The organism is Cellulosimicrobium composti (assembly GCF_009711085.1).
Taxonomy (GTDB): Bacteria; Actinomycetota; Actinomycetes; order Actinomycetales; family Cellulomonadaceae; genus Cellulosimicrobium; species Cellulosimicrobium composti.
On sequence record NZ_WMKA01000034.1, the window covers coordinates 1 to 22,540 of the forward strand.

Here is a 22,540-nt window from a genome sequence, read left to right on the forward strand (position 1 = left end):
CGCTCGGCGCGGCGGCTGCGGCCGCGCCCGGAGGCGGCGGGCGCCTCGCCGGTCTCACGGGCCGGGGCGCTCGCCCCGTCCGTGTCGCGCCGCGACGCGGCGGGGCGCTCGGAGGCGCTCTGCTCGCCGGTGCGGGCGCGGATGACGTCCACGAGATCGCCCTTGCGCATCTTGGACGTGCCCTTGACCCCGAGCTGCGAGGCGAGGGCCTGCAGCTCCGGGAGGCGCAGCGTGGAGAGCGCGCCGGTCCGGGCGTTCCCGCCGGCAGCGGCCGAACCGGCCGCGCTGCTCGTGGCGGTGTCGATGGTGTCTGTCACGAAGGACCCTTCCCCCTCGTTTGCGCCCGCCTCTCAGAGGGCGGGCCGCGGGTGGTCGACGCCCGGTCGTCCGACCGGTGCGCAGGTGTTACCACGCGCCAGTGGTACGACGACGTCAGCTGACGCGGGCTGGATGGCCTTCTCTCGGACGGGCTGTGTCGCGGCACGTCTGCGCTGGGGAACGCTCGATGCTGGTGCGGAAAGCGTGACCGAAGGCTGACATCATCGTAGCACCGCGAGGACTGGGGTCAGTGCCGACGCGCCACGACGCCGCGCGTGTCGACGTCGGGACGTCGCACGACCCAGTCGGCGCTGCCCCCGACGAGCTCGTCGACCGCGCGCTCGACGCGGTCGAGGTCGGCCGCCGCGGACAGCACGAGGACCGTCGGCCCGGCCCCCGACACGGTCGCGGCCAGCCCGTGCGACCGCAGCGCCTGCACGAGCTCGAACGACGACGGCATGACGTCGGCCCGGTACGCCTGGTGCAGGCGGTCGTCGGTCGCGTCGAGCAGCAGGTCGGGGCGACGCGTGAGCGCCTCGACGAGGAGCGCGGCGCGCCCGGCGTTGAACGCGGCGTCGGCGTGCGGCACGCGCTCGGGAAGCACCCCGCGCGCGCGGCTCGTCGCGAGGCGCGACGACGGCACGAGCACCGTCGCGCGCAGGTCCGGGTGCACGTCGAGCCGGGCGGCCCGCGCTCCCCGGCCGCCGGCGCCCCACGCGACCGTCGCTCCCCCGAGGATGGCGGGCGCGGCGTTGTCGGGGTGCCCCTCGATCGCGGACGCAAGGCCGAGCACCGCGTCGTCGTCGAGGACGGACGGGTCGGCGACGAGGGCGCGCGCCGCGGCGACGCCCGCGACGACGGCGGCAGCCGACGAGCCCAGCCCACGGCCGTGAGGGATGCGGTTGACGCAGCGCAGGTGCAGACCGGTCCGCGGCGCGCCCGCGAGGTCGAGCGCCGCGTGCAGCGCCCGCACCACGAGGTGCGTCTCGTCGTCGGGCACCTCGCCGGCGCCCTCGCCCTCGACCTCGACGACGACCTCGTCGCTCGCGAGCGCGCGCACGTCGAGGTCGTCGTGGAGCGCGAGCGCGAGGCCGAGCGCGTCGAACCCGGGGCCGAGGTTCGCGCTCGTCGCGGGGACGCGCACCTGGACGTGGTCCGCGCCGAGCTGCATCAGCCGAGCCCGAGCGCGTCGGCGATGGACACGACGTCGGCGGTCACGCGCGTGGGCTCGACCTCGGCGCCGTCGGGCGTGCGCAGCGCCCACTGCGGGTCCTTGAGCCCGTGGCCCGTCACGGTGACGACGATCCTCGCGCCCGCGGGCACGAGCCCCCGCTCGGCGCGCGCGAGGATCCCCGCGACGCCGGCGGCCGACGCGGGCTCGACGAACACGCCGACCTCGCTCGACAGGACGCGGTGCGCGGCGAGGATCTGCTCGTCCGTGACGGCCTCGATGACGCCGCCGGAGTCGTCGCGCGCCGCCTCGGCGAGCTCCCACGACGCGGGGTTGCCGATCCGGATCGCGGTCGCGACCGTCTCGGGCTCGGTGATCGGGTGGCCCGCGACGATGGGCGCCGCACCGGCCGCCTGGAAGCCCCACATCTGCGGCACGCGCGTCGCCACGGCGGGCAGGCCCTCGCCCGCGTGGCCCGGCTCGCCCTGGCCCGCGTACTCGCGGAAGCCCTTCCAGTACGCCGTGATGTTGCCGGCGTTGCCGACGGGCAGCGCGTGGATGTCCGGTGCGTCGCCGAGCGCGTCGACGATCTCGAACGCGCCCGTCTTCTGGCCCTCGATGCGGTCGGGGTTGACGGAGTTGACGAGCTCGACCGGGTAGGCCTCGGCGAGCTTGCGCGCGGCGACGAGGCAGTCGTCGAAGTTCCCGTCGACCTGGAGCAGGCGCGCGCCGTGCGCGATCGCCTGGCTCAGCTTGCCCATCGCGATCTTGCCGTCCGGCACGAGCACGGCGCACGTCATGCCGGCGCGCACCGCGTACGCCGCGGCCGACGCCGACGTGTTGCCCGTCGACGCGCACACGACCGCCTGGGCGCCGCGCGCGGCGGCGGCGGAGATCGCCGTCGTCATGCCGCGGTCCTTGAACGACCCGGTGGGGTTCATGCCCTCGACCTTGACGAACACCTGCGCGCCCGTGCGCGCCGACAGCGCCGGCGCCTCGACGAGGGGCGTGCCGCCCTCGCCGAGCGTGACGACGCGCTCGGACACGTGCGCGGGCAGCCGGTCACGGTACTCGGCGATGATTCCTTGCCACTGGTGGGCCATCAGGCTCCCTCGACTCTCAGGACGGAGGTGATCGTGCGGACGGGCTCGAGCGCGGCGACCGCCTCGACGGTCGCCGCCAGCGCCGACTCGGGCGCCGCGTGCGTGGTGATGACGAGCTCGGCGACGCCCGGCTCGGCGGCGCCCGCGCCGCCGGGGGCCGTCGGCTGGCGCACGGCCTCGATGGAGACGCCGTGCTCGGCGAGGGCGTGCGCGACCTGCGCGAGCACGCCCGGGCGGTCCTCGACGTCGAGGCGCACCTGGTAGCGCGTGACGGCCGCGCTCGCGGGGAGGATCGCGAGCTCGGCGTACGTCGACTCCTGCGGGCCCTTGCCGCCGAGCACGCGGTGCCGCGCGGCGGAGACGACGTCGCCGAGGACGGCGGACGCCGTCGGCGCGCCGCCGGCCCCCCGCCCGTAGAACATGAGCTCGCCCGCGGACTCCGCCTCGACGAACACCGCGTTGAACGACCCGCGCACCGTCGCGAGGGGGTGCGCCGTGGGCACGAGAGCCGGGTGCACGCGGACCGAGACGCCCGCGGGGACGCCCGCGGCGCCGTCGCGCAGCTCCGCGATGGCGAGCAGCTTGATGACGTGGCCGGTCTGCGCGGCCCACGCGACGTCGTCGGCCGTGACGGACAGGATGCCCTCGCGCGCGACGTCGTCGAGCGACACGCGCGTGTGGAACGCGAGGCTCGCGAGGATCGCGGCCTTGGCCGCGGCGTCGTAGCCCTCGACGTCGGCCGTCGGGTCGGCCTCGGCGTAGCCGAGAGCCTGCGCCTCCTTGACGGCCTCCTCGAGGTCCATGCCCGTGGTGGCCATCTGGTCGAGGACGTAGTTCGTCGTCCCGTTGACGATGCCCAGCACGCGGCGCACGTGGTCGCCCGCGAGCGACTCGCGCACCGGGCGCACGATGGGGATCGCGCCCGCGACCGCGGCCTCGAAGTAGATGTCGACGCCGGCGGCGTCCGCGGCCTTGTAGAGCGTCGGGCCGTCCTCGGCGAGGAGGGCCTTGTTCGCCGTGACGACCGCCGCACCGGCCTCGATCGCGCGCAGCAGCAGGGTCCGCGCCGGCTCGGTGCCGCCCATGACCTCGACGACGATGTCCGCGCGCTGCACGAGCCCCGCCGCGTCGTCCGTGAGGAGCGCGCGGTCGATCGCCGCGTCGCGCGGGGCGGTCACGTCGCGGACCGCGATCCCGACGAGCTCGAGCCGCGCGCCGACGCGCGACGCGAGGTCGTCCGCCTGCTCCGTCAGCAGCCGCGCGACCTGGGTACCGACGACGCCGCAGCCCAGCAGGGCGACGCGCAGGGGCGGGTGGGACTCGGCGGCAGGGGGCACGACGGACCTTCCTCGGGTGGTCAGGACGGGTGCGACGCCGTGCGCGCGGCCCGGGTCGTGCCCGGCCGGCTCGGGCGCCGCAGGCACAGGATACGGCGCCGCGCGGCGCCGCCCGGGGCGTGCCCACGGGTCGGATGCCGCGCGACCCGCCCGCGGGCCGGGCCTCAGCCCTCGTCGAGCGCGAGGAGGTCGTCGACCGTCTCGCGCCGCACGAGCACGCGGCTCGCGCCGTCGCGCACCGCCACGACGGGCGGGCGCGTCAGGAGGTTGTAGTTGGACGCCATCGAGCGCCCGTACGCACCCGTCGCGGGCACCGCGAGCAGGTCGCCCGACCGCACGTCGCCGGGGAGCAGCACCTCGTGGACCACGATGTCGCCGCTCTCGCAGTGCTTGCCCACCACGCGCGCGAGGACCGGCTCCGCGTCCGACGCCCGGCCCACGACCTCCGCGTGGTACTGCGCCTCGTACAGCGCGGGGCGGATGTTGTCGCTCATGCCGCCGTCGACCGACACGTACGTGCGCACGCGCCCGTCGTCGAGCGCGACGGGCTTGACCGTGCCCACCGTGTAGAGCGTGAGCCCCGCCGGGCCGACGATCGCGCGCCCGGGCTCGATCGAGAACCGCGGCAGCGGCGTGCCGAGCTCGGCCGCCGCCGCCTCGACGGCGCGCGCGACGTCCTTCGCGACGCGCTCCGGGTCGAGCGCGACGTCGCCCGGGAGGTACGCGATGCCGTAGCCGCCGCCGACGTCGACCTCGTCGACGAGCACGCCCGTGCGCGCGGCGAGCCGGGCCCGCAGGTCCAGCACCGCGCGCGCCGCGACCTCGAAGCCCGAGGGGTCGAGGATCTGGGAGCCGATGTGCGAGTGGATCCCCAGCAGGTGCAGCTCGGGGCGCGCGACGACGTCGAGCAGCGCCGTCATGGCCGGGGAGTCGCCGGCCGGCTCGCCGTCCGCGCCGCGCGGCGCCGCGATCGACAGGCCGAACTTCTGGTCCTCGTGCGCCGTCGAGATGTACTCGTGCCCGCCCGCGTGGACGCCCGTTGTCACGCGCACCATGACCGGCGCGACGACGCCCCGCTCCCCCGCGAGCCGCGCGACGCGCGCGACCTCGACGAGCGAGTCGACGATGATCCGGCCCACGCCCTCGTCGAGCGCGCGGACGATCTCCGCGTCGGACTTGTTGTTGCCGTGCAGCCCGATCTGAGGGCCGGGCACGCCCGCGCGCAGTGCGACGGCGAGCTCGCCCCCGCTCGCCGTGTCGACCCGCAGGCCCTCCTCGCGCGCCCAGCGCGCGACGGCCACCGTGAGCAGCGCCTTGCCCGCGTAGTACACGTCGACGTCCGACCCGACGGCGCGGAACGCCGTCTCGAACGCCGTGCGGTACGCGCGGGCGCGGGTGCGGAAGTCGTCCTCGTCGAGCACGTAGGCGGGCGTGCCGTGCTCGGCCGCGAGGCGGTGCACGTCGACGCCCGCGACCTCGACGACGCCGTCCTCGCGACGACGCACGCCGCGCGACCACGGCTCGCCCGGGTGCCCGGGCACGCCCGTGCTCACATGCGCTCCGGCGCGGACACGCCGAGCAGCCCGAGGCCGTTGGCGAGGACCTGGCGCACGGCGTCGTTGAGCCACAGGCGCGTGCGGTGCGTGTCCGTCACCTCCTCGTCGGGGTAGGGCAGGACGCGCTGCGACTTCTGCTGGTACCACGTGTGGTAGTCGCCCGCGAGCGCCTCGAGGTAGCGCGCGACGCGGTGCGGCTCGCGCAGCTCGGCCGCCTGCGCGACGATCCGCGGGTACTCCGTGAGGCGCCCGATCAGGGCCGCCTCGGACGGGTGGTCGAGCAGCGCGGGCTCGAACCCGTCGGCGCGCGACACCCCGCGCTCGGCGGCGTTGCGGTCGACCGCCGCGGTGCGCGAGTGCGCGTACTGCACGTAGTAGACGGGGTTCTCGTTCGTCGCGCGGGCGAGCAGGTCGAGGTCGAGGTCGATGTTCTGGTCCGCGGACGAGCGCGCGAGCGAGTAGCGCGCGGCGTCGACCCCGACGGCCTCGACGAGGTCCTCGAGCGTCACGACCGTGCCGGCGCGCTTGGACATGCGCACGGGCTGGCCGTCCTTGACGAGGTTGACCATCTGCCCGATGAGGAGCTGGAGGTTCTTCCCGGGGGTGTCCCCGAACGCGGCGGCGACGGCCATCATGCGGCCCACGTACCCGTGGTGGTCCGCGCCGAGCATGATGATGACCTCGTCGAAGCCGCGCTCGCGCTTGTCGAGGTAGTAGGCGATGTCGCCCGCGATGTAGGCGGCGTCGCCGTCGGACTTGATGACGACGCGGTCCTTGTCGTCGCCGAAGTCCGTGGTGCGCAGCCACGTCGCGCCGTCCTTGTCGAACATGTGCCCGGACGCGCGCAGGCGCTCCACGGCGCGCTCGACGGCGCCCGACTCGTGCAGCGAGTCCTCGTGGAAGTACACGTCGAAGTCGACGCCGAAGTCGTGCAGCGACGCCTTGATCTCGCCGAACATGCGCTCGACGCCGCGGGCCCGGAACACCTCCTGCGCCTCGTCGTCGGGCAGCGTCCGCGGGTCGGGCTCGCCGGCGGCGGTCGCGTCGGCGATCACCGCGTCCGCGATCTCGGAGATGTACTCGCCGCCGTACCCGTCCTCGGGCGCCTCCAGGCCGCGGGCGCGCGCGAGCAGGGACCGCGCGAAGCGGTCGATCTGCGCGCCGTGGTCGTTGAAGTAGTACTCGCGCGTCACGTCCGCGCCGCTCGCCTCGAGGACGCGCGCGAGCGAGTCGCCGACGGCCGCCCAGCGGACGCCGCCGATGTGGATCGGGCCTGTGGGGTTGGCGGAGACGAACTCGAGGTTGACCTTCTTGCCGGCCTCCGAGTCGCCGCGACCGTACGCGGGGCCCGCCTCGACGATCGTGCGCGCGAGCTCGCCCGCGGCGGCGGCGTCGAGCGTGATGTTGAGGAAGCCGGGGCCGGCGACGTCCACGGCCTTGACGCCCGGCGTCGCGGCGAGGCGGTGGGCGAGGTCCTCGGCGAGCGCGCGCGGCGTCGTGCCCGCCTTCTTCGCGAGCTGCAGCGCGACGTTCGTGGCCCAGTCGCCGTGCTCGCGCTGGCGGGGTCGCTCCACGTGGACGCGCTCGGGGACCGCGGTCGGGTCCAGGGCGAGGGTGCCGTCGGCGACGGCGGCGGCCAGGGCAGCGCTCAGCGCTTCGGAGAGCTCGTCGGGGGTCACCGGACGATTCTACCGAGGGCGCGGGCGCGTTCCGTCGCGGCGTCCGCACCACGTCCCGTCCGGTCGACGCGCGCGGGAAAGGGGTTGTGGCCCCGGGTGGACCGGGCGTGGGATGGGCACACGGACGACGGCGGTCCGCGGGGCGACGATCCACTCCTCGCGCCCTGCCCGCCGTCCCGCCGATGCACCGTTCCGCCGAGAGCCTGGGAGTTGTCATGGACGACCGCGTCGCCGCGTTCCACCGCCTGCACGAGGACGGGTGCTTCGTCATGCCGAACCCGTGGGACGCCGGCTCCGCACGCGTGCTGGAGCAGCTCGGCTTCCCCGCCCTCGCGACGACGAGCGCGGGGTTCGCGTGGACGCGCGGCGCGCCGGACGCCGGGGTCGGTCTCGAGGAGGTGCTCGACCACCTCGGCGCGGTCGCCGCGGCCGTCGCGGTGCCGGTCAACGCGGACTTCGAGGGAGGCTACGCGGTCGACCCCGAGGGCGTCGCGGCCCACGTGTCCCGCGCGGTGACGACCGGCGTCGCCGGGCTGTCGGTCGAGGACTCCACGGGCGACCCGGACCGCCCGCTGCACGACCTCGGTCTCGCCGTCGAGCGCGTCCGGGCGGCGCGCGAGGCGATCGACGCGAGCGGCACGGGCGTCCTGCTCACCGGCCGCTCGGAGGGGTTCGTCGTCGGCCGAACGGACCTCGACGAGACCCTGCGCCGGCTCGTGGCGTACGCCGAGGCGGGCGCGGACTGCCTCTACGCACCCCGGCTCGCCTCGCTGGAGCAGGTCGCGGCGGTCGTCGAGGCGGTCGCCCCGAAGCCGGTGAACCTGCTCGTCAACGCGCCGTTCACGACGGTCGCGGAGGCGGCCGCGGTCGGGGTCCGGCGGATCAGCGTCGGCGGCACCCTGGCGCGCGCCGCCTGGGGCGGGTGGCTCGCGGCCGCGCGCGAGATGGCGGAGGCCGGCACGTTCACGCGGTTCGACGCGCTCCCCGACGTGGACGCGCTGCTCGCCCCGCACCGGTAGCCTCACGGGCCGTCGCGCGCCGCCGCACCCGCCCGGGCCGAGGCCGACCCGCCGGGTGCGGGACGGGTCCACGCACCCCGGACGTGCTGGTAGTCTCATGCATCGCGTCGACGGTCTCCGTCGGTGCACGCCCTCGTAGCTCAGTGGATAGAGCGTCTGCCTCCGGAGCAGAAGGTCGTAGGTTCGAATCCTATCGAGGGCACCTCTCCCCGAGCCCGGCCCGCCACGTGCGGCCGGGCTCGCGTCGTCCCCGGCCCGGGTCCTGCCGCGGCCCGCGCGCTCCCGCTACGGTGAGCCCATGACCGACGGCGGCTACGGCGACTTCGAGTTCGAGCGCCGGTTCCTCGTGCGCGACCTCCCCGAGGACCTGCGCGACGCCCCGGCGCTCGTCGTGCAGAGCTACTACCTCGCCGACGAGGGGTACGCGCTGCGGCTGCGCGCCAAGGTCCCGACCGTCGACGAGACGATGGACGCGACGACCGACCCGGTGCGCCTCCTCGACCGGTACGCGCCCGCCGTCGACCTGTGCACCCTGACCGTCAAGGGTCCGATGGCGGGCGGCACGCGCTACGAGGCGGAGCGCGAGGTCGACGTCGCGGTGGGCGTGCAGATGATCCGGCGCGGCGGCGCGCGCGTCGTCAAGACGCGCTACTCGGTGTGGGTCGGTGCCGACGGCTGGGTCGTCGACGTGTTCGGGGGCGAGAACCACCCGCTCGTCGTCGCGGAGTGCGAGCGCACCGGACCGGTGACCGACCTGCAGATCCCCGCGTTCTGCGTCACCGAGCTCACGGACGACCCGCGGTTCTCCAACGACGCCCTCGCGAGCCGCCCCTACGGCCGGTGGCGCGAGGAGTTCGAGGCCGAGCTCGCGGCGTCGGGCCCGCGCTTCCTCCAGGACTTCGGCCGCAACGAGCGGTTGTCCGGGCCGTAGCGCCGGCCGGGCGTGCGTACCGCCCCGGGCGGACCACCCCCCGGCGACCGGGTCCGGCTAGGCGAGCGCGTCCGCCGCGGCGCACACCGCCGCGACGTCGAAGCGGACGGTGCGGCGGTCGACCGGCACCCAGCCCGGCTCGTGCCCGAACAGCACCGCCCACGGGAGCGCGCCCGGCGAGACGTGCTCGCGTACGTGGTCGTGGGCGCGTGCGTCGGCGACCTCGCGCTCGACCGCGTCCTCGAGCGCCACGAGCTCGGCGCGCAGGGCGTCGCCCTTCTCCGTGAGCCGGTGCGCGCGCCCCGGCTCGAGGTAGCCGTCACGACGCGCGCCCTGCAGGACCCGGCGCGCGCCCGCGCGCAGCCGCGTGCGCAGGGCGTCGTCGGCGGGGTCGAGCACGACCCGCGCGCCGGGTGCGGCGTCCGCGCCGAACAGCGCCTCGACCGCGCCCTGCTCACGCTCCGAGCCGAGCGGGGTGTCGAGGAGGACGAGCGCGGGACCGGGCTCCGCCGTCTCGACGCGCACGCAGCCCGCGAGGGCGAGGGAGAGCACCTGCGCGGCGAGCGCGTGCTCGGGGCGGCGCAGGACGACCGCGGCGAGGAGCAGGTCGGCCACGTCCTCGACGATACGTCGGCACGGCCGGAAGGGGCGCGGGACGTCCCCCGCGTCAGGAGCTCTGGATCTCCTCGACGCCCTGGACGTACTCGAAGTGCCACGGCTCGTAGGCGCCGCTGCCGCCGCGCTTGGCCCACGCCGGGTTCGCCCAGCCGTACGTGGCGCCGTTCTGGTTGATCCACGCGTAGACCTCGCGGGACCCGGTCTCGATCGAGCAGAGGTCGATCGCGAGGCCCCAGCCGTGCATGGACCAGCCGGGGGGCGCGGCGAACGCGCCGCGAGTGGACTTGAGCGAGACCTGCGTGGAGAGCGTGCGGTACGACGACACGAGGCACAGGTCCCGGCCGAACTTCGCGCGGAACGCCTCGTTCATGGCCGACAGCGCGACGGCGGCGTCGGGCCGCAGGTGCTCGCCCGCCTGCCACAGCTCGCACAGCGCGTGCTCGTCGAGCTTGCCGTTCTCGCCCGCGGGGCGGACCGACGGGTCGCACCCGGGGAGCGGGTCACGCGCCGCGGAGCGGGAGGCGGCCTCGCGACGCACCTCGACGCGCGGGGCGGCCGCGACGCTCGGGGAGACCGCGGGGGCCGTCGACGCGGCGGTCGCGAGGTCGAGCGCGCTCGGCCCGGCGGGACGGGTGTCCGGCTCGAAGGGCGACTGCGAGCCGAGGCCGTCGTCGGCCCCGGCGGAGAGCGGCATCGCGATGGTCGCGGCGGCCAGGGTCCCGAGGACGGCGACGCGCGGCACCCAGCGGTGCTGGCTGGCGACCTGTGCCTGGGGGCGGCGACGGCGGGAGCCTTGCTCCGCCTCGCGCCGGGCACGTCGGGACTCGAGTGCGGGGGCGCCGGTCTGCTGCGACTCCACCCGCCACCTGCCTCTCCACCCTTCGGGGCGACCTGACGGCCGCCGACGTGCGATCAATCACGAGACAGTAACGAAGCACCCCGGCGATGCCAAGTCCCCTGCTCAGGGCCCCGCGGACGCCGAGCGGACGCCCTCGGGGGACCTCCGGGCCCGTCAGTGCCGGCGCTGCATCGCGTCCCGCACCTCGCCGACGAGCTCCTCGAGGATGTCCTCCAGGAACACGACGCCGAGCGCGCCGCCGCCCTCGGGGTCGTCGACCCGCGCGAGGTGCGCGCCGGAGCGCTGCATCGCCCGCAGCGCGTCCTCGACCTCGTCCTCGGGCGCCGCCGTCGCGAGCGCGCGCACGCGCCACGCGGGGACCGGCGCACCGCGCGTCGCCTCGTCCGCGTAGAGGACGTCCTTGACGTGGAGGTAGCCCACGAGGTCGCCCGTCGCGTCCGCGACCGCGAAGCGCGAGAACCCGGTCTTGGCGACGAGGTGCTCGACGTCGTCGGGCGTGCAGCCCTCGGTCACCGTGACGAGGTCCGCGACCGGGACCATGACGTCGCGCGCCGTGCGCTCCGAGAACTCGATGGCGCCCGAGAGCAGGCCCTGCTCGTCGCGCAGGACGCCCTCCGCCTGGGAGTGCTCGACGATCGACTGCACCTCCTCGGCCGTGAACGCCGAGGCCACCTCGTCCTTGGGCTCGACGCCCGTCGCGCGCACGGCGTGGTTGGCGAGCCAGTTGAGCGCCGCGATGACCGGACGCAGCACGCGCCCGATCCACACGAGCGGCGGCCCGAACCACATGACGGCCGTCTCCGGCCCCGCGACCGCGAGGTTCTTGGGGACCATCTCCCCCAGCACCACGTGCAGGTACACGACGACCGCGAGCGCCACGACGAACGCGATCGGGTGCGCGAGCGCCGTGCTCACGCCGAGAGCGTGCAGCGGGTCCTCGATGAGGTGCGCGAGCGCGGGCTCGGCGACGACGCCCAGCCCGGTCGAGCAGATCGTCACCCCGAGCTGCGCGCACGCGAGCATGAGCGAGACGTTCTCCATGGCCCACAGCACGGTCTGCGCGCGGCGGTTGCCCTGGGCCGCGAGCGGCTCGATCGCCGAGCGGCGCGCGGAGATGACCGCGAACTCGGCGCCGACGAAGAACGCGTTGCCCGCGAGCAGCAGGACCGCGAGGAGGAGCGCGGTGGTCGAGCTCATGCGTCCTCCTCCGCGGGGTCGGGGCGCACGGAGAGCCGCTCGACCCGCCGGCCCTCCATCGCCTCGACGCGCAGCACGACGCGCGAGCGGCCGCTGCCCGCGACGACCTCGTCGCCCGGCGCGGGCACGCGTCCGAGCCGCGCCATGACGAGCCCGCCGAGCGTCTCGTACGCGCCGTCCTCGGGGACGGTGAGGGTCGTGACCTCGGTGAGCTCGTCCGGGCGCATGACGCCGGGAACGAGCCACGAGCCGTCGGCGCGGCGGGCGGCGCCGGCGCGGCGCGGGTCGTGCTCGTCCGCGACGTCGCCGACGAGCTCCTCGACGACGTCCTCGAGCGTCACGACGCCGGACGTGCCGCCGTACTCGTCGACGACGACGGCCATCTGGAGGCCGAAGCCGCGCAGCTCGACGAGGAGGGGGCCGAGCCGCACCGTCTCGGGGACGCGGGGTGCGTCGACCATGAGCGCGGCGGCGGGGACCTCGTCGCGCCGGTCGTAGGGGACGGCGACCGCGCGGCGCAGGTGGACGAGGCCGACGACGTCGTCGCGGTCCTCGCCGATCACGGGGAACCGCGAGTGGCCGGTCCGGCGCGCAGCGTCGACGACGTCCGCGGCGGTCGCGTCGCGCCCGACGACGACCATGCGCATGCGGTCGGTCATGACGTCGACGGCGCTCAGCTCGTCGAGCTCGATCGAGTTGGTGAGCAGGGTCGCGACGGAGACGTCGAGCGTGCCCTCCTGGGCCGAGCGGCGCACGAGCGCGGCGAGCTCGGACGCCGAGCGGGCGCCGGACAGCTCCTCGCGCGGCTCGACGCCGACGCGGCGCAGGATCGCGTTGGCCGACCCGTTGAGCACCGCGATCACCGGGCGGAACAGCTTGGTGAACTGGCGCTGCACGGGGACCACCTGGCGGGCGGTCGCGTACGGCGCGCTGAGCGCGAAGTTCTTGGGGATGAGCTCGCCGAACAGCATCGAGACGAAGTTCACGACGACGAGGGCCAGGACGCCGGCGAGGACCGCCGCCGTGGCCTGGCCGAGCGCCGTGGCGGCGAGCCCGGCGCCGAACAGCGAGAGCAGGGCCGGCTGCGCGGTGTAGCCGAGGAGGATCGTCGTCAGCGTGATGCCGACCTGCGCCGAGGAGAGCTCGGTCGACAGGTGCTTGAGCCCGGCGCGGACGCTGCGGTCGCGGCGGTCCGGGCGTGCGCCGCCGGAGGTGCCGGAGCGACGTCTGTCGCCCTCCTCGTCGGCGTCGTCGCCCGCCGGGAGGACGGCGGGGTCGAGGGTGACCAGCGAGAACTCGCTGGCCACGAAGACGGCGGTGCCTGCGGTGAGGAGCACCCCGAGCGCGACCATGACCCAGTCGCCTACCACGAGGTGCTCCACCGATATCGGGGGGTGCTCTTCATCGTGCCGACGATGCTAGCGCCCGTGCCCCGCGGCCCGCCCGGTCGGCGCACCCGCGCGCCCGGTGCCCGCACGGGAAATCCGGCCGACCTGGGCCGACGTGTGCCACGCTGTATCCCATGGCAGATCCGAGGGCAGCGAGCGCATCACCGACCGGCGCGGGCGCCGGTCCCGTCCCGGGCCGCGGGCCCGTGCCCACGACCGCGCCGTTGGCCGGCGCGACGCCGCAGCAGGCGGCCACCGTGCTCGTCGTCGAGGACGAGCCGGCGATCGCGACCGCCATCGCGCAGCGGCTGAGCGCGGAGGGCTGGCGCGTCGAGGTCGCGCGCGACGGCCTCTCGGGCGTCGACGCCGCGACGCGGCTGCGTCCCGACGTCATCGTGCTGGACGTCATGCTGCCCGGCATCGACGGCCTCGAGGTGACGCGCCGCATCCAGGCCGAGCAGCCGGTCCCGATCCTCATGCTCACCGCGCGCGACGACGAGACCGACATGCTCATCGGTCTCGGGGTGGGCGCCGACGACTACATGACGAAGCCGTTCTCGATGCGCGAGCTCGTCGCGCGCATCAAGGCGCTGCTGCGCCGCGTGGACCGTGCCACGCAGGCCGCGAGCGCCGCGCCGACCGACCCGCCCATGACGGTGGGCGACGTGACGATCGACAAGGCACAGCGCCGCGTGTACCGCGCGGGCGAGGAGGTCCACCTCACGCCCACGGAGTTCGAGCTCCTCGTGATGCTCGCGAGCTCCCCGAAGACCGTGCTCACCCGCGAGCGCCTGCTCGCGGAGGTGTGGGACTGGGCGGACGCGAGCGGCACGCGCACCGTCGACTCGCACATCAAGGCGCTGCGCCGCAAGCTCGGCGCGGACCTCATCCGCACGGTGCACGGCGTCGGCTACGCGTTCGAGCCGCCCGTCGGATGACCTCCCCCGCCGACGGCACGGACCCCGGCGCCGGTCCCGCACGGGCGCCGGGCACCGGCCCGGCGCGCGGCGGGGTGCGCGCGCACACGATCCGCCCGCACCTGCCCGACGTCCGGCCGCTGGACTCGTTTCGCTCGCTGAAGATCAAGCTCGGCGTGCTGGTGGCCGCGACGGTGACGCTCGCCGTCCTCATCACGTGGATCGGCCTGCAGAACCAGCTCGGGCCGTCGCGCACGTTCCCGCTCGCGATCGTGCTGTCGCTCCTGCTCACGCAGCTGCTCGCGCGCGGGATGACCTCGCCGCTGCGCGAGATGACGGCCGCGGCGCGCGCGATGGCCGACGGCGACTACACGCGCCGCGTGCGCGCGACGAGCCGCGACGAGGTGGGGCAGCTCGCCGTCGCGTTCAACGTCATGGCCGAGGACCTCGCGACGAGCGACCAGGTGCGTCGCGAGCTCATCGCGAACGTCTCGCACGAGCTGCGCACACCGGTCGCGGCGCTCCAGGCGCAGCTGGAGAACGTCGTGGACGGCGTCACGCAGCCGACGCCCGCGACGATGGAGATGGCCCTCGCCCAGACGGAGCGCCTCACGCGGCTCGTGTCCTACCTCCTCGACCTGTCGCGCATCGAGGCGGGCGCGGCCGCGCTGAACATCACGGAGATCGACGTCGGCGACTTCCTCGAGGAGAACGCGGAGGCCGTCTCGATGGTCGAGGCCGCGAAGGGGCTGCGGTACGTCGTCGACGTCACGCCGCCGGACCTCGTGCTGGAGGCGGACCGCGAGCGCCTGCACCAGGTCGTGACGAACCTGCTCCAGAACGCGATCCGGCACTCCCCGCCCGGGGGCGAGATCCGGCTCGAGGCCTACCCCGTGGACGACGACGTCGTGCTGGAGATCGTGGACGAGGGGCCGGGGATCGCGAAGGAGGACCGCGAGCGCATCTTCGAGCGCTTCGCGCGGGCGAGCGCGACGGGTGCGCACACGACGACGGGCGGCTCGACGGGCGGCACGGGGATCGGCCTCGCGATCGTCCGGTGGGCGGTCGACCTGCACGGCGGGCGGATCGAGGTCGCCGACTCGCGCAGCGGCGCGACGATGCGCGTGACGCTCCCGGCCCGTCCGCGGGCGTTCGGCGCGCCGCTCGACGGCGAGCTCGCGGACGACGGGTCCGCGCACGACGGGTACGCGGACGACGGGTACGCGGCGGACGGGTTCGCCGACGGACCGGGGACGAGCACCTCGGACGGTCCCGCCGGCGACGACCGCGACGACCCCGGCGCACGCGGGTCGCGCTGACCGGCCGCGGCCCCGTGCTCGCACGCCGCCGGCAGGCGCGTGAGATCCGTCACACCGCCCGCGGCGGATACCCGGGGATGGCCTGGGATTCCGCGATCTTGCCCTCCGACGGCGTGCGCGTGGCGTCGCGTTTGCCTGCCCCAGACGCGGCGTGAAGAACCCGCGGACAGGCCGCGCCGGAACGCCTCCCCCGGCCCCCTGCGAGCCCGCCGAGGGCCTAGGCTGGAGTGGTCCGGAATCCGGACGAGTCCGTGCCGTCGTCGGTGCCGCGCGTCCCCGCGTGCCGCCGCGCGCCGGCTCACGGGCTGTGACCGACAGCGACCTGTGTGTGAAAGTGGGCGATCCTCGCGTGTCCCCGAAGGCTGAGTCAGAGGCGATCAGCGACGCAAGCTCCGTGTTCGGAGCGAACGAGTGGCTCGTCGACGAACTGTACGAGCAGTACCTCCAGGACAAGAACGCGGTGGACCCCGCGTGGTGGGACTTCTTCGAGGACTACCGTCCCGCGGAGCGTGCCGACGCGGCCCCGGCCGACGACGAGCCAGCGGCACCCGTGAACGGCGCCACGGCCCCGGCCTCCGCGACGACGGCTCCCGCCGCCCCGGCCGCCCCCGCCGCCGAGAAGTCTCCCGCGCCCGCGGCCCCGGCCGCGCCCGCCGCCGTCACCGACGGCTCGGCCGCCGCCGAGGCCGCCCAGCGCGTCAAGCCCCCGAAGCTCCCGGCCGACCCGGCGGTCAACGCCGCGGCGGAGGCCGTGCACGCCGCACGTCCGGTCGCGACCGCGCAGCCGGCCACCGCCCCGTACGCGCAGGTCCCGGCCCGCAAGGTGGCCGGCGCGCCGACGCCTGAGGACGAGGCGTCGGACGACGTGCAGAAGCTCCGCGGTCCCGCGGCGCGCGTCGTGACGAACATGGAGGCCAGCATCCAGGTGCCGACGGCGACGTCGGTGCGCGCGGTGCCGGCCAAGCTCATGGTCGACAACCGCATCGTCATCAACAACCACCTGCAGCGCGGCCGCGGCGGCAAGATCTCGTTCACCCACCTCATCGGGTTCGCGCTCGTCGAGGCGCTGGCCGACATGCCGGTCATGAACGCGAGCTACACGCAGATCGACGGCAAGCCCGCGGTGAACCAGCCCGCGCACGTCAACTTCGGCCTCGCGATCGACCTGGCCAAGCCGGACGGCTCGCGCCAGCTCCTCGTCCCGAGCATCAAGAAGGCCGAGACGATGGACTTCGCCCAGTTCTGGGCGGCCTACGAGGACCTCGTGCGCCGGGCGCGCGGCGGCAAGCTCGGCGTCGACGACTTCGCCGGGACGACGATCTCGCTCACCAACCCGGGCGGCATCGGCACCGTGCACTCGGTGCCGCGCCTCATGCAGGGCCAGGGCACGATCATCGGCGTCGGCGCGATGGACTACCCCGCGGAGTTCGCGGGTGCCTCGACCGAGCGCCTCGCGCGCCTCGGGATCTCGAAGGTCCTGACGATCACGTCGACCTACGACCACCGCATCATCCAGGGCGCGCAGTCGGGCGAGTTCCTGCGGATCCTGTCGCAGAAGCTGCTCGGCGAGGACGGCTTCTACGACCGCGTGTTCGCCGCGCTGCGCATCCCCTACGAGCCGGTGCGCTGGGTCCGCGACAACACGACGGACGCGGAGATCGAGGCGGCGAAGCCCGCGAAGATCGCCGAGCTCATCCACTCCTACCGCTCGCGCGGCCACCTCATGGCGGACACCGACCCGCTCGCGTACCGCCAGCGCAAGCACGGCGACCTGGACATCCAGAACCACGGCATGACGCTGTGGGACCTCGACCGCACCTTCCCCACGGGCGGGTTCGGCGGCAGGTCCCGCTCGTCGCTGCGCGACATCCTCGGTCTGCTGCGCGACTCCTACTGCCGCACGGTCGGCGTGGAGTACATGCACCTCGCGGACCGCACGCAGCGCAAGTGGCTCCAGGAGCGGCTCGAGTCCGGGTACGCCCGCACGCCGCGCGAGGACCAGCTGCGCATCCTGCGCCGCCTCAACTCCGCCGAGGCGTTCGAGACGTTCCTGCAGACGAAGTTCGTCGGGCAGAAGCGCTTCTCGCTCGAGGGCGGCGAGGCGCTCATCCCGCTGCTCGACGCGATCCTGTCGAAGGCGGCGGAGAACGGCCTCGACGAGGTCGGCATCGGCATGGCCCACCGCGGCCGTCTCAACGTGCTGGCCAACATCGCCGGCAAGAGCTACGCGCAGATCTTCGCGGAGTTCGAGGGCAACCTCGACCCGAAGAGCGTGCAGGGCTCGGGCGACGTGAAGTACCACCTCGGCACCGAGGGCGTCTTCACCGCGGAGAGCGGCGCGACGACGAAGGTCTATCTCGCGGCGAACCCGTCGCACCTCGAGGCGGTCGACCCGGTGCTCGAGGGCATCGTGCGCGCCAAGCAGGACCGCATCGACCTGGGCGGCGACGGCTTCTCCGTGCTGCCGATCCTCATCCACGGCGACGCGGCCTTCGCGGGCCAGGGCGTCGTGCCCGAGGTGCTCAACCTCTCGCAGCTGCGCGGGTACCGCACCGGCGGCACGGTCCACGTCATCATCAACAACCAGGTCGGCTTCACCACGGGCCCGTCGTCGTCGCGCTCGACGACGTACGCGACGGACGTCGCCAAGGGCTACCAGGTCCCGATCTTCCACGTGAACGGCGACGACCCCGAGGCGTGCGTGCGCGTCGCGGAGCTCGCGTTCGCGTTCCGCGAGCAGTTCGACCGCGACGTGATCATCGACATGATCTGCTACCGCCGCCGCGGTCACAACGAGGGCGACGACCCCTCGATGACGCAGCCGCTCATGTACAACCTCATCGAGGCCAAGCGCTCGGTGCGCAAGCTCTACACCGAGAACCTCGTCGCGCGCGGCGACATCACGCTCGAGGAGGCCGAGCACGTCCTGCAGGACTACCAGGCCCAGCTCGAGCGCGTCTTCACCGAGACCAAGGAGGGCGGCTTCACGCCGTCCGCGGACCGCGAGCCGGTCGCGGGCCTCGAGCGCCCCGAGTCCCAGCTCGAGGACGCGGGCACGATGGTCGGCTGGAAGACGGCGATCGACCGCTCGGTCCTGGAGCGCGTCGGCCAGGTGCACGTCGCCCCGCCGGAGGGCTTCACGGTCCACCCGAAGCTCGCGCAGCTCCTCGAGAAGCGCCGCCAGATGTCCGTCGAGGGAAACATCGACTGGGGCTTCGGCGAGCTCGCCGCGTTCGGCTCGCTCCTCGTCGAGGGCACGCCCGTGCGCCTCGCCGGCCAGGACTCGCGCCGCGGCACGTTCGTGCAGCGCCACGCGGTGCTCCACGACCGCGAGACGGGCGCCGAGTGGACGCCGCTGCTGTACCTGTCCGCGGACCAGGCGAAGTTCTGGGTCTACGACTCCTCGCTGTCGGAGTACGCCGCCCTCGGGTTCGAGTACGGCTACTCCGTCGAGCGCCCGGACGCGCTCGTGCTGTGGGAGGCGCAGTTCGGCGACTTCGTCAACGGCGCCCAGACGGTGATCGACGAGTTCATCTCGTCCGCCGAGCAGAAGTGGGGCCAGTACTCGTCGGTCGTCATGCTCCTCCCCCACGGCTACGAGGGCCAGGGGCCGGACCACTCGTCCGCGCGCATCGAGCGCTTCCTGCAGCTCGCGGCCGAGGACAACATGACGATCGCGCAGCCGTCGACCCCCGCGTCGTACTTCCACCTGCTGCGCCGCCAGGCGTACGCGCGCCCGCGCCGCCCGCTCATCGTCTTCACGCCCAAGCAGCTCCTGCGCCTCAAGGCGGCCGCGTCGAGCGTCGAGGACTTCACGACCGGCACGTTCCGGCCCGTGATCCCGGACGCGGCGGCCGACCCGGCGAAGGTGGACCGCGTGCTGCTGTGCACCGGCCGCGTGTACTACGACCTGCTCGCCGAGCGCACCAAGCGCGGCGACGAGGGCGTGGCGCTCGTCCGGCTCGAGCAGCTCTACCCGCTCGACGTCGACGGCATCCGCGCCGAGCTCGCGAAGTACCCGGGCGCCGAGGTCGTCTGGGTCCAGGACGAGCCCGAGAACCAGGGCGCGTGGTCGTTCGTGCACATCAACCTGCCCGACGACCTGCCGCGCGTGAGCGTCGTCTCCCGCCCGGCGTCGGCGTCGACCGCGGCCGGCACGGCCAAGAAGCACCAGGCCGAGCAGGCCGTGCTCCTCGAGCAGGCGTTCGCGCGCTGACCGGCGGGTCACCGCACCCGGACACGACGAAGGCCCCCTCCGTGCGGAGGGGGCCTTCGTCGTCGGTCGCCCGGCCGTCCCGGGCGGTGCCGTTACCAGCGGTCGTGCACCTGGGCGCGCAGGTGCCGGTCGTAGATCTCGCGCACGCCCGACGAGAACAGCGGCCCGAGCACGTCGGCGCTGCCGGCGGCGGCGTTCGCGCGCGCCTGCTCGACGCTGCGGGCGCCGGGGATGACGGTCGACACCCCGGGCTGCTGCCAGACCCACGCGATCGCGACCTGCGCGGGCGTGAGGTCCTGCCCGACGACGTCCTGCACGAGCGCGGAGAACTCGCCCGCCGCCTGGACGCCCGTCTCGAAGTCGACCCCGGAGAAGGTCTCGCCGACGTCGAACGCGCTGCCGTCGCGGTTGTAGGTCCGGTGGTCGTCGGCCGCGAACGTCGTGGCCGTGGTGTACCTGCCGGACAGGAGACCGGAGGCCAGGGGCACGCGAGCGATGATCCCGACGCCGGCGTCGGACGCCGCGGGCAGGACCGTGTCGAGCGGCTTGAGCCGGAACGCGTTGAGGATGATCTGCACGGTCGCGACGCCGGGCCGCGCGATCGCGGTCAGCGCCTCGTCGACCGTCTCCACGCTCACGCCGTAGCTCGCGATCGCGCCCTCGGCGACGAGCGTGTCGAGCGCGTCGTACACCTCGTCGCGCGAGTACACCGGGGTCGGCGGGCAGTGGAGCTGGACGAGGTCGAGCCGGTCGGTGCGCAGGTTGCGGCGCGAGCGGTCGGTCCACTCGCGGAACTTCGCGAGCGTGAAGTTGTCCGGGTCCTGGGCCTCGCGGCGGCCCATCTTCGTCGCCACGGTGATGGAGTGGCCGGGGTTGTCGGCGAGGAACGCGCCGATGACCTGCTCGCTGCGACCGTCGCCGTAGACGTCCGCGGTGTCGAAGAACGTCACGCCCGCCTCGGCCGAGGCCTCGAGGACGGCGAGCGCGTCCTGCTCGCTCACGTCGCCCCAGTCGGCGCCGAGCTGCCAGGTTCCCAGTCCGACGACCGAGACGAGACGCCCCGTGCGCCCGAGCACCTGTCGTTCCATCGTTCCTCCTCGTGCTGCGTCGGGCGCGTCGGAAGACGCGCCCGGGCACCGAGTCTGACGGTCGGGAGCGGATCGCGCACGCTCGCACGCCGAGTACCGTATGTGAGCGTGAACACCCCAGCCCCGTCGGGAACCCAGGTCCGCATCGCCCACGGCGAGCACGCAGCGACGATCACCGAGGTCGGAGCGGCCGTGCGCGAGTACACGGTGGGCGGCCGGCCCGTCTTCACCCCGTTCCGCGAGGACGAGGTGGCGCCCGCGTTCAACGGCGCGGTCCTCGTCCCGTGGCCCAACCGCCTGCGCGACGGCTCCTACGAGGTGGACGGCACCACGTACCAGGTGCCGATCACCGAGCCGGGCCGCGGCACCGCGCTGCACGGGCTCGCGTGCTGGCAGCGCTGGACGGTCGTCGAGCACGAGGCCGCGCGCGCGGCGCTCGAGCTGCACCTGCCGCCCTCGCCCGGCTACCCGTTCGACCTCGTCGTGCGCGTGACGTACTCGCTCGACGACGCCGGGCTGCGCGTCCACGTGCGCACGACGAACGTCGGCGCGTCGACCGCCCCGTACGGCGTGGGCTTCCACCCGTGGCTGTCCGCCGACGGCGCGGACCTCGACGCGTGCACGCTGCAGCTCGACGCCGCGACGCGCGTCACGACCGACGACCGCCTCCTGCCCACGGGCACCGAGCCGGTCGCGGGCACCTACGACCTGCGCGAGCCGCGCCCGCTCGCGGGCGTCGACCTCGACGACGCGTACGTCGACGTGCTGCGCGACGCCGACGGGCTGTCGTGGGTGCGCCTCACCGCGCCCGACGGGCGCACCGCCGCCGTCTGGATGGACGGCTCGATGGACACGTGGCAGGTGTGCACGGGCGACCACGTGGGCGACGCCGCGTTCCAGCGCTCCGGCGTGGCCGCGGAGCCGATGAGCTGCGTCGCGGACGCGTTCCGCACCGGCGAGCGTCTCGTCCGGCTCGCGCCGGGCTCCTCGCACGAGGTCACGTGGGGCGCGACGCTCCTGTGACGGTCCGCGCGCGGGCCGCTGCCGCTCCCGGCGCGCTCGACACGCCGTCCGCACCGGGCCGGATCGACCTGCGCGCCCCGCGTCGGGGAGAATGGCGCCCGTGGAAGACGCGGTGAGTCGTGAGGTACGGATCTGCGTCGTCGGCGACGAGCTGAGCGCCGGCGTCGGCGACGCCAAGGCCCTGGGGTGGGCGGGGCGCGTCGTCGCGCGCACGCGCTTCCCCCAGCCGGCGTACGTGTTCCCCCTCGCGATCCCCGGGGAGACGACGACGGCGCTCAGCCAGCGCTGGGAGGCGGAGACCGCGCGCCGGTTCTCGCCCGAGCCGGACGTGGACAACCGCCTCGTCATCGGGCTGGGCCGGCACGACCTCGACGCGGGGCTGTCCGTCGCGCGCTCGCGCCTCAACCTGGCGAACGTCCTCGACGTCGCGGAGTCGCGGCGGCTGCCGACGTTCGTCGTGGGCCCGCCGCCCGGGCACGCGCAGGACGCCGAGCGGCTCGCCGAGCTCTCGCACGCGTTCTCCGACGTGGCGAACCGGCGTCGCGTGCCGTACGTCGACACGTTCAGCCCGCTCGTGACGCACGAGCAGTGGCTCGCCGACCTCGCGCAGAGCGGCAACGGCTTCCCCGGGCAGGCCGGCTACGGCCTCATGGCCTGGCTCGTGCTGCACACCGGGTGGCACGCCTGGCTGGGCCTGCCCGACGACACGGTCTGAGAACGCCCCCGCGCGGAGCCGACGCCGGCAGTCGCCGGGCACGCCCCGGGACGCGACGCGGCCCCGCGGGCCGAGGGCGGTCGTCC

General features: G+C 74.7%; 18 protein-coding genes and 1 tRNA gene. 8 read left to right on the plus strand and 11 right to left on the minus strand.

The genetic code is table 11. The features are described from left to right. The 6 genes from GJV82_RS13460 to argS all read right to left on the minus strand — a co-directional run. The coding region (locus tag GJV82_RS13460; protein ID WP_318657638.1) for a Rho termination factor N-terminal domain-containing protein at nucleotides 1–317 on the minus strand (317 nt) is incomplete at its 3' end. A 248-nt stretch (nucleotides 318–565) separates the two neighbouring features. Further along, nucleotides 566–1,489 carry a homoserine kinase gene (thrB, locus tag GJV82_RS13465; RefSeq protein WP_155099585.1) on the minus strand — a complete coding sequence of 308 codons (924 nt, stop codon included), beginning with the start codon at nucleotides 1,487–1,489 and terminating at the stop codon, nucleotides 566–568. Continuing rightward, nucleotides 1,489–2,592: a threonine synthase gene (thrC, locus tag GJV82_RS13470; protein ID WP_024839310.1), complete on the minus strand. Its 1,104-nt coding sequence runs from the start codon at nucleotides 2,590–2,592 to the stop codon at nucleotides 1,489–1,491. Before thrC ends, thrB begins: the two co-directional genes overlap by 1 nt. Further along, a complete protein-coding gene (locus GJV82_RS13475; protein WP_318657639.1) occupies nucleotides 2,592–3,929 on the minus strand; it encodes a homoserine dehydrogenase in 1,338 nt (445 codons plus the stop codon). The genes thrC and GJV82_RS13475 overlap by 1 nt, the downstream gene beginning before the upstream one ends. 164 nt (nucleotides 3,930–4,093) lie before the next feature. Continuing rightward, entirely contained in the window at nucleotides 4,094–5,482 is a 1,389-nt protein-coding gene (lysA, locus tag GJV82_RS13480; RefSeq protein ID WP_318657640.1) for a diaminopimelate decarboxylase, read from the minus strand. Continuing rightward, the gene (argS, locus tag GJV82_RS13485) at nucleotides 5,479–7,164 is read right to left on the minus strand and encodes an arginine--tRNA ligase (protein WP_318657641.1); all 1,686 of its coding nucleotides are present in this window, start codon (nucleotides 7,162–7,164) and stop codon (nucleotides 5,479–5,481) included. The genes lysA and argS overlap by 4 nt, the downstream gene beginning before the upstream one ends. 215 nt (nucleotides 7,165–7,379) lie before the next feature. Between argS and GJV82_RS13490 the strand changes: the two genes are divergently transcribed. The 3 genes from GJV82_RS13490 (at nucleotide 7,380) to GJV82_RS13500 (ending at nucleotide 9,114) form a co-directional block, all read left to right on the plus strand. Beyond that, on the plus strand, nucleotides 7,380–8,183 hold the full coding sequence (locus GJV82_RS13490) for an isocitrate lyase/PEP mutase family protein (protein ID WP_196217252.1): 804 nt from the start codon (nucleotides 7,380–7,382) through the stop codon (nucleotides 8,181–8,183). 129 nt (nucleotides 8,184–8,312) lie between these two features. Further along, a tRNA-Arg gene (locus tag GJV82_RS13495) sits at nucleotides 8,313–8,385 on the plus strand. Between the two features lie 96 nt (nucleotides 8,386–8,481). After that, nucleotides 8,482–9,114 (plus strand): CYTH domain-containing protein, encoded by a 633-nt coding sequence (locus GJV82_RS13500; protein WP_155099586.1) that lies wholly within the window; start codon nucleotides 8,482–8,484, stop codon nucleotides 9,112–9,114. Nucleotides 9,115–9,171: 57 nt separating this feature from the next. On the opposite strand, the gene GJV82_RS13505 is transcribed toward GJV82_RS13500, so the two are convergent. The 4 genes from GJV82_RS13505 to GJV82_RS13520 form a co-directional block, all read right to left on the minus strand. Further along, nucleotides 9,172–9,729: a P-loop NTPase family protein gene (locus tag GJV82_RS13505; RefSeq protein ID WP_155099587.1), complete on the minus strand. Its 558-nt coding sequence runs from the start codon at nucleotides 9,727–9,729 to the stop codon at nucleotides 9,172–9,174. Nucleotides 9,730–9,781: 52 nt separating this feature from the next. Then, nucleotides 9,782–10,591 (minus strand): M15 family metallopeptidase, encoded by an 810-nt coding sequence (locus tag GJV82_RS13510; protein WP_034603340.1) that lies wholly within the window; start codon nucleotides 10,589–10,591, stop codon nucleotides 9,782–9,784. Nucleotides 10,592–10,744: 153 nt separating this feature from the next. After that, on the minus strand, nucleotides 10,745–11,788 hold the full coding sequence (locus GJV82_RS13515) for a hemolysin family protein (protein WP_024839318.1): 1,044 nt from the start codon (nucleotides 11,786–11,788) through the stop codon (nucleotides 10,745–10,747). Next, nucleotides 11,785–13,158 carry a hemolysin family protein gene (locus GJV82_RS13520; RefSeq protein WP_115943734.1) on the minus strand — a complete coding sequence of 458 codons (1,374 nt, stop codon included), beginning with the start codon at nucleotides 13,156–13,158 and terminating at the stop codon, nucleotides 11,785–11,787. Before GJV82_RS13520 ends, GJV82_RS13515 begins: the two co-directional genes overlap by 4 nt. Nucleotides 13,159–13,433: 275 nt before the next feature. Here GJV82_RS13520 and GJV82_RS13525 point away from each other — a divergent pair, with 275 nt between their 5' ends. The 3 genes from GJV82_RS13525 (at nucleotide 13,434) to GJV82_RS13535 (ending at nucleotide 19,628) form a co-directional block, all read left to right on the plus strand. Next, complete coding sequence (locus tag GJV82_RS13525) at nucleotides 13,434–14,114, plus strand: response regulator transcription factor (protein WP_231492789.1); 681 nt, start codon at nucleotides 13,434–13,436, stop codon at nucleotides 14,112–14,114. Then, nucleotides 14,111–15,412: a sensor histidine kinase gene (locus GJV82_RS13530; protein WP_155099589.1), complete on the plus strand. Its 1,302-nt coding sequence runs from the start codon at nucleotides 14,111–14,113 to the stop codon at nucleotides 15,410–15,412. The genes GJV82_RS13525 and GJV82_RS13530 overlap by 4 nt, the downstream gene beginning before the upstream one ends. A 394-nt stretch (nucleotides 15,413–15,806) precedes the next feature. Then, the gene (locus tag GJV82_RS13535; RefSeq protein ID WP_404812985.1) at nucleotides 15,807–19,628 is read left to right on the plus strand and encodes a multifunctional oxoglutarate decarboxylase/oxoglutarate dehydrogenase thiamine pyrophosphate-binding subunit/dihydrolipoyllysine-residue succinyltransferase subunit; all 3,822 of its coding nucleotides are present in this window, start codon (nucleotides 15,807–15,809) and stop codon (nucleotides 19,626–19,628) included. Between the two features lie 92 nt (nucleotides 19,629–19,720). Here GJV82_RS13535 and GJV82_RS13540 read toward each other — a convergent pair whose 3' ends face one another. Next, nucleotides 19,721–20,716: an aldo/keto reductase gene (locus GJV82_RS13540; protein ID WP_155099590.1), complete on the minus strand. Its 996-nt coding sequence runs from the start codon at nucleotides 20,714–20,716 to the stop codon at nucleotides 19,721–19,723. Between the two features lie 108 nt (nucleotides 20,717–20,824). Between GJV82_RS13540 and GJV82_RS13545 the strand changes: the two genes are divergently transcribed. Next, on the plus strand, nucleotides 20,825–21,739 hold the full coding sequence (locus GJV82_RS13545; RefSeq protein ID WP_318657643.1) for an aldose 1-epimerase family protein: 915 nt from the start codon (nucleotides 20,825–20,827) through the stop codon (nucleotides 21,737–21,739). Nucleotides 21,740–21,839: 100 nt separating this feature from the next. Beyond that, on the plus strand, nucleotides 21,840–22,454 hold the full coding sequence (locus tag GJV82_RS13550) for a GDSL-type esterase/lipase family protein (protein WP_231492778.1): 615 nt from the start codon (nucleotides 21,840–21,842) through the stop codon (nucleotides 22,452–22,454). Nucleotides 22,455–22,540 lie beyond the last annotated feature (86 nt).

Bases quoted from the DNA above. Each gene is read 5' to 3' on its own strand.
- GJV82_RS13490 (WP_196217252.1), top strand. From the start codon at position 7,380: ATGGACGACCGCGTCGCCGCGTTCCACCGCCTGCACGAGGACGGGTGC.
- GJV82_RS13540 (WP_155099590.1), bottom strand. From the start codon at position 20,716: ATGGAACGACAGGTGCTCGGGCGCACGGGGCGTCTCGTCTCGGTCGTC.
- GJV82_RS13530 (WP_155099589.1), top strand. From the start codon at position 14,111: ATGACCTCCCCCGCCGACGGCACGGACCCCGGCGCCGGTCCCGCACGG.
- thrC (WP_024839310.1), bottom strand. From the start codon at position 2,592: ATGGCCCACCAGTGGCAAGGAATCATCGCCGAGTACCGTGACCGGCTG.
- GJV82_RS13515 (WP_024839318.1), bottom strand. From the start codon at position 11,788: ATGAGCTCGACCACCGCGCTCCTCCTCGCGGTCCTGCTGCTCGCGGGC.
- thrB (WP_155099585.1), bottom strand. From the start codon at position 1,489: ATGCAGCTCGGCGCGGACCACGTCCAGGTGCGCGTCCCCGCGACGAGC.
- GJV82_RS13500 (WP_155099586.1), top strand. From the start codon at position 8,482: ATGACCGACGGCGGCTACGGCGACTTCGAGTTCGAGCGCCGGTTCCTC.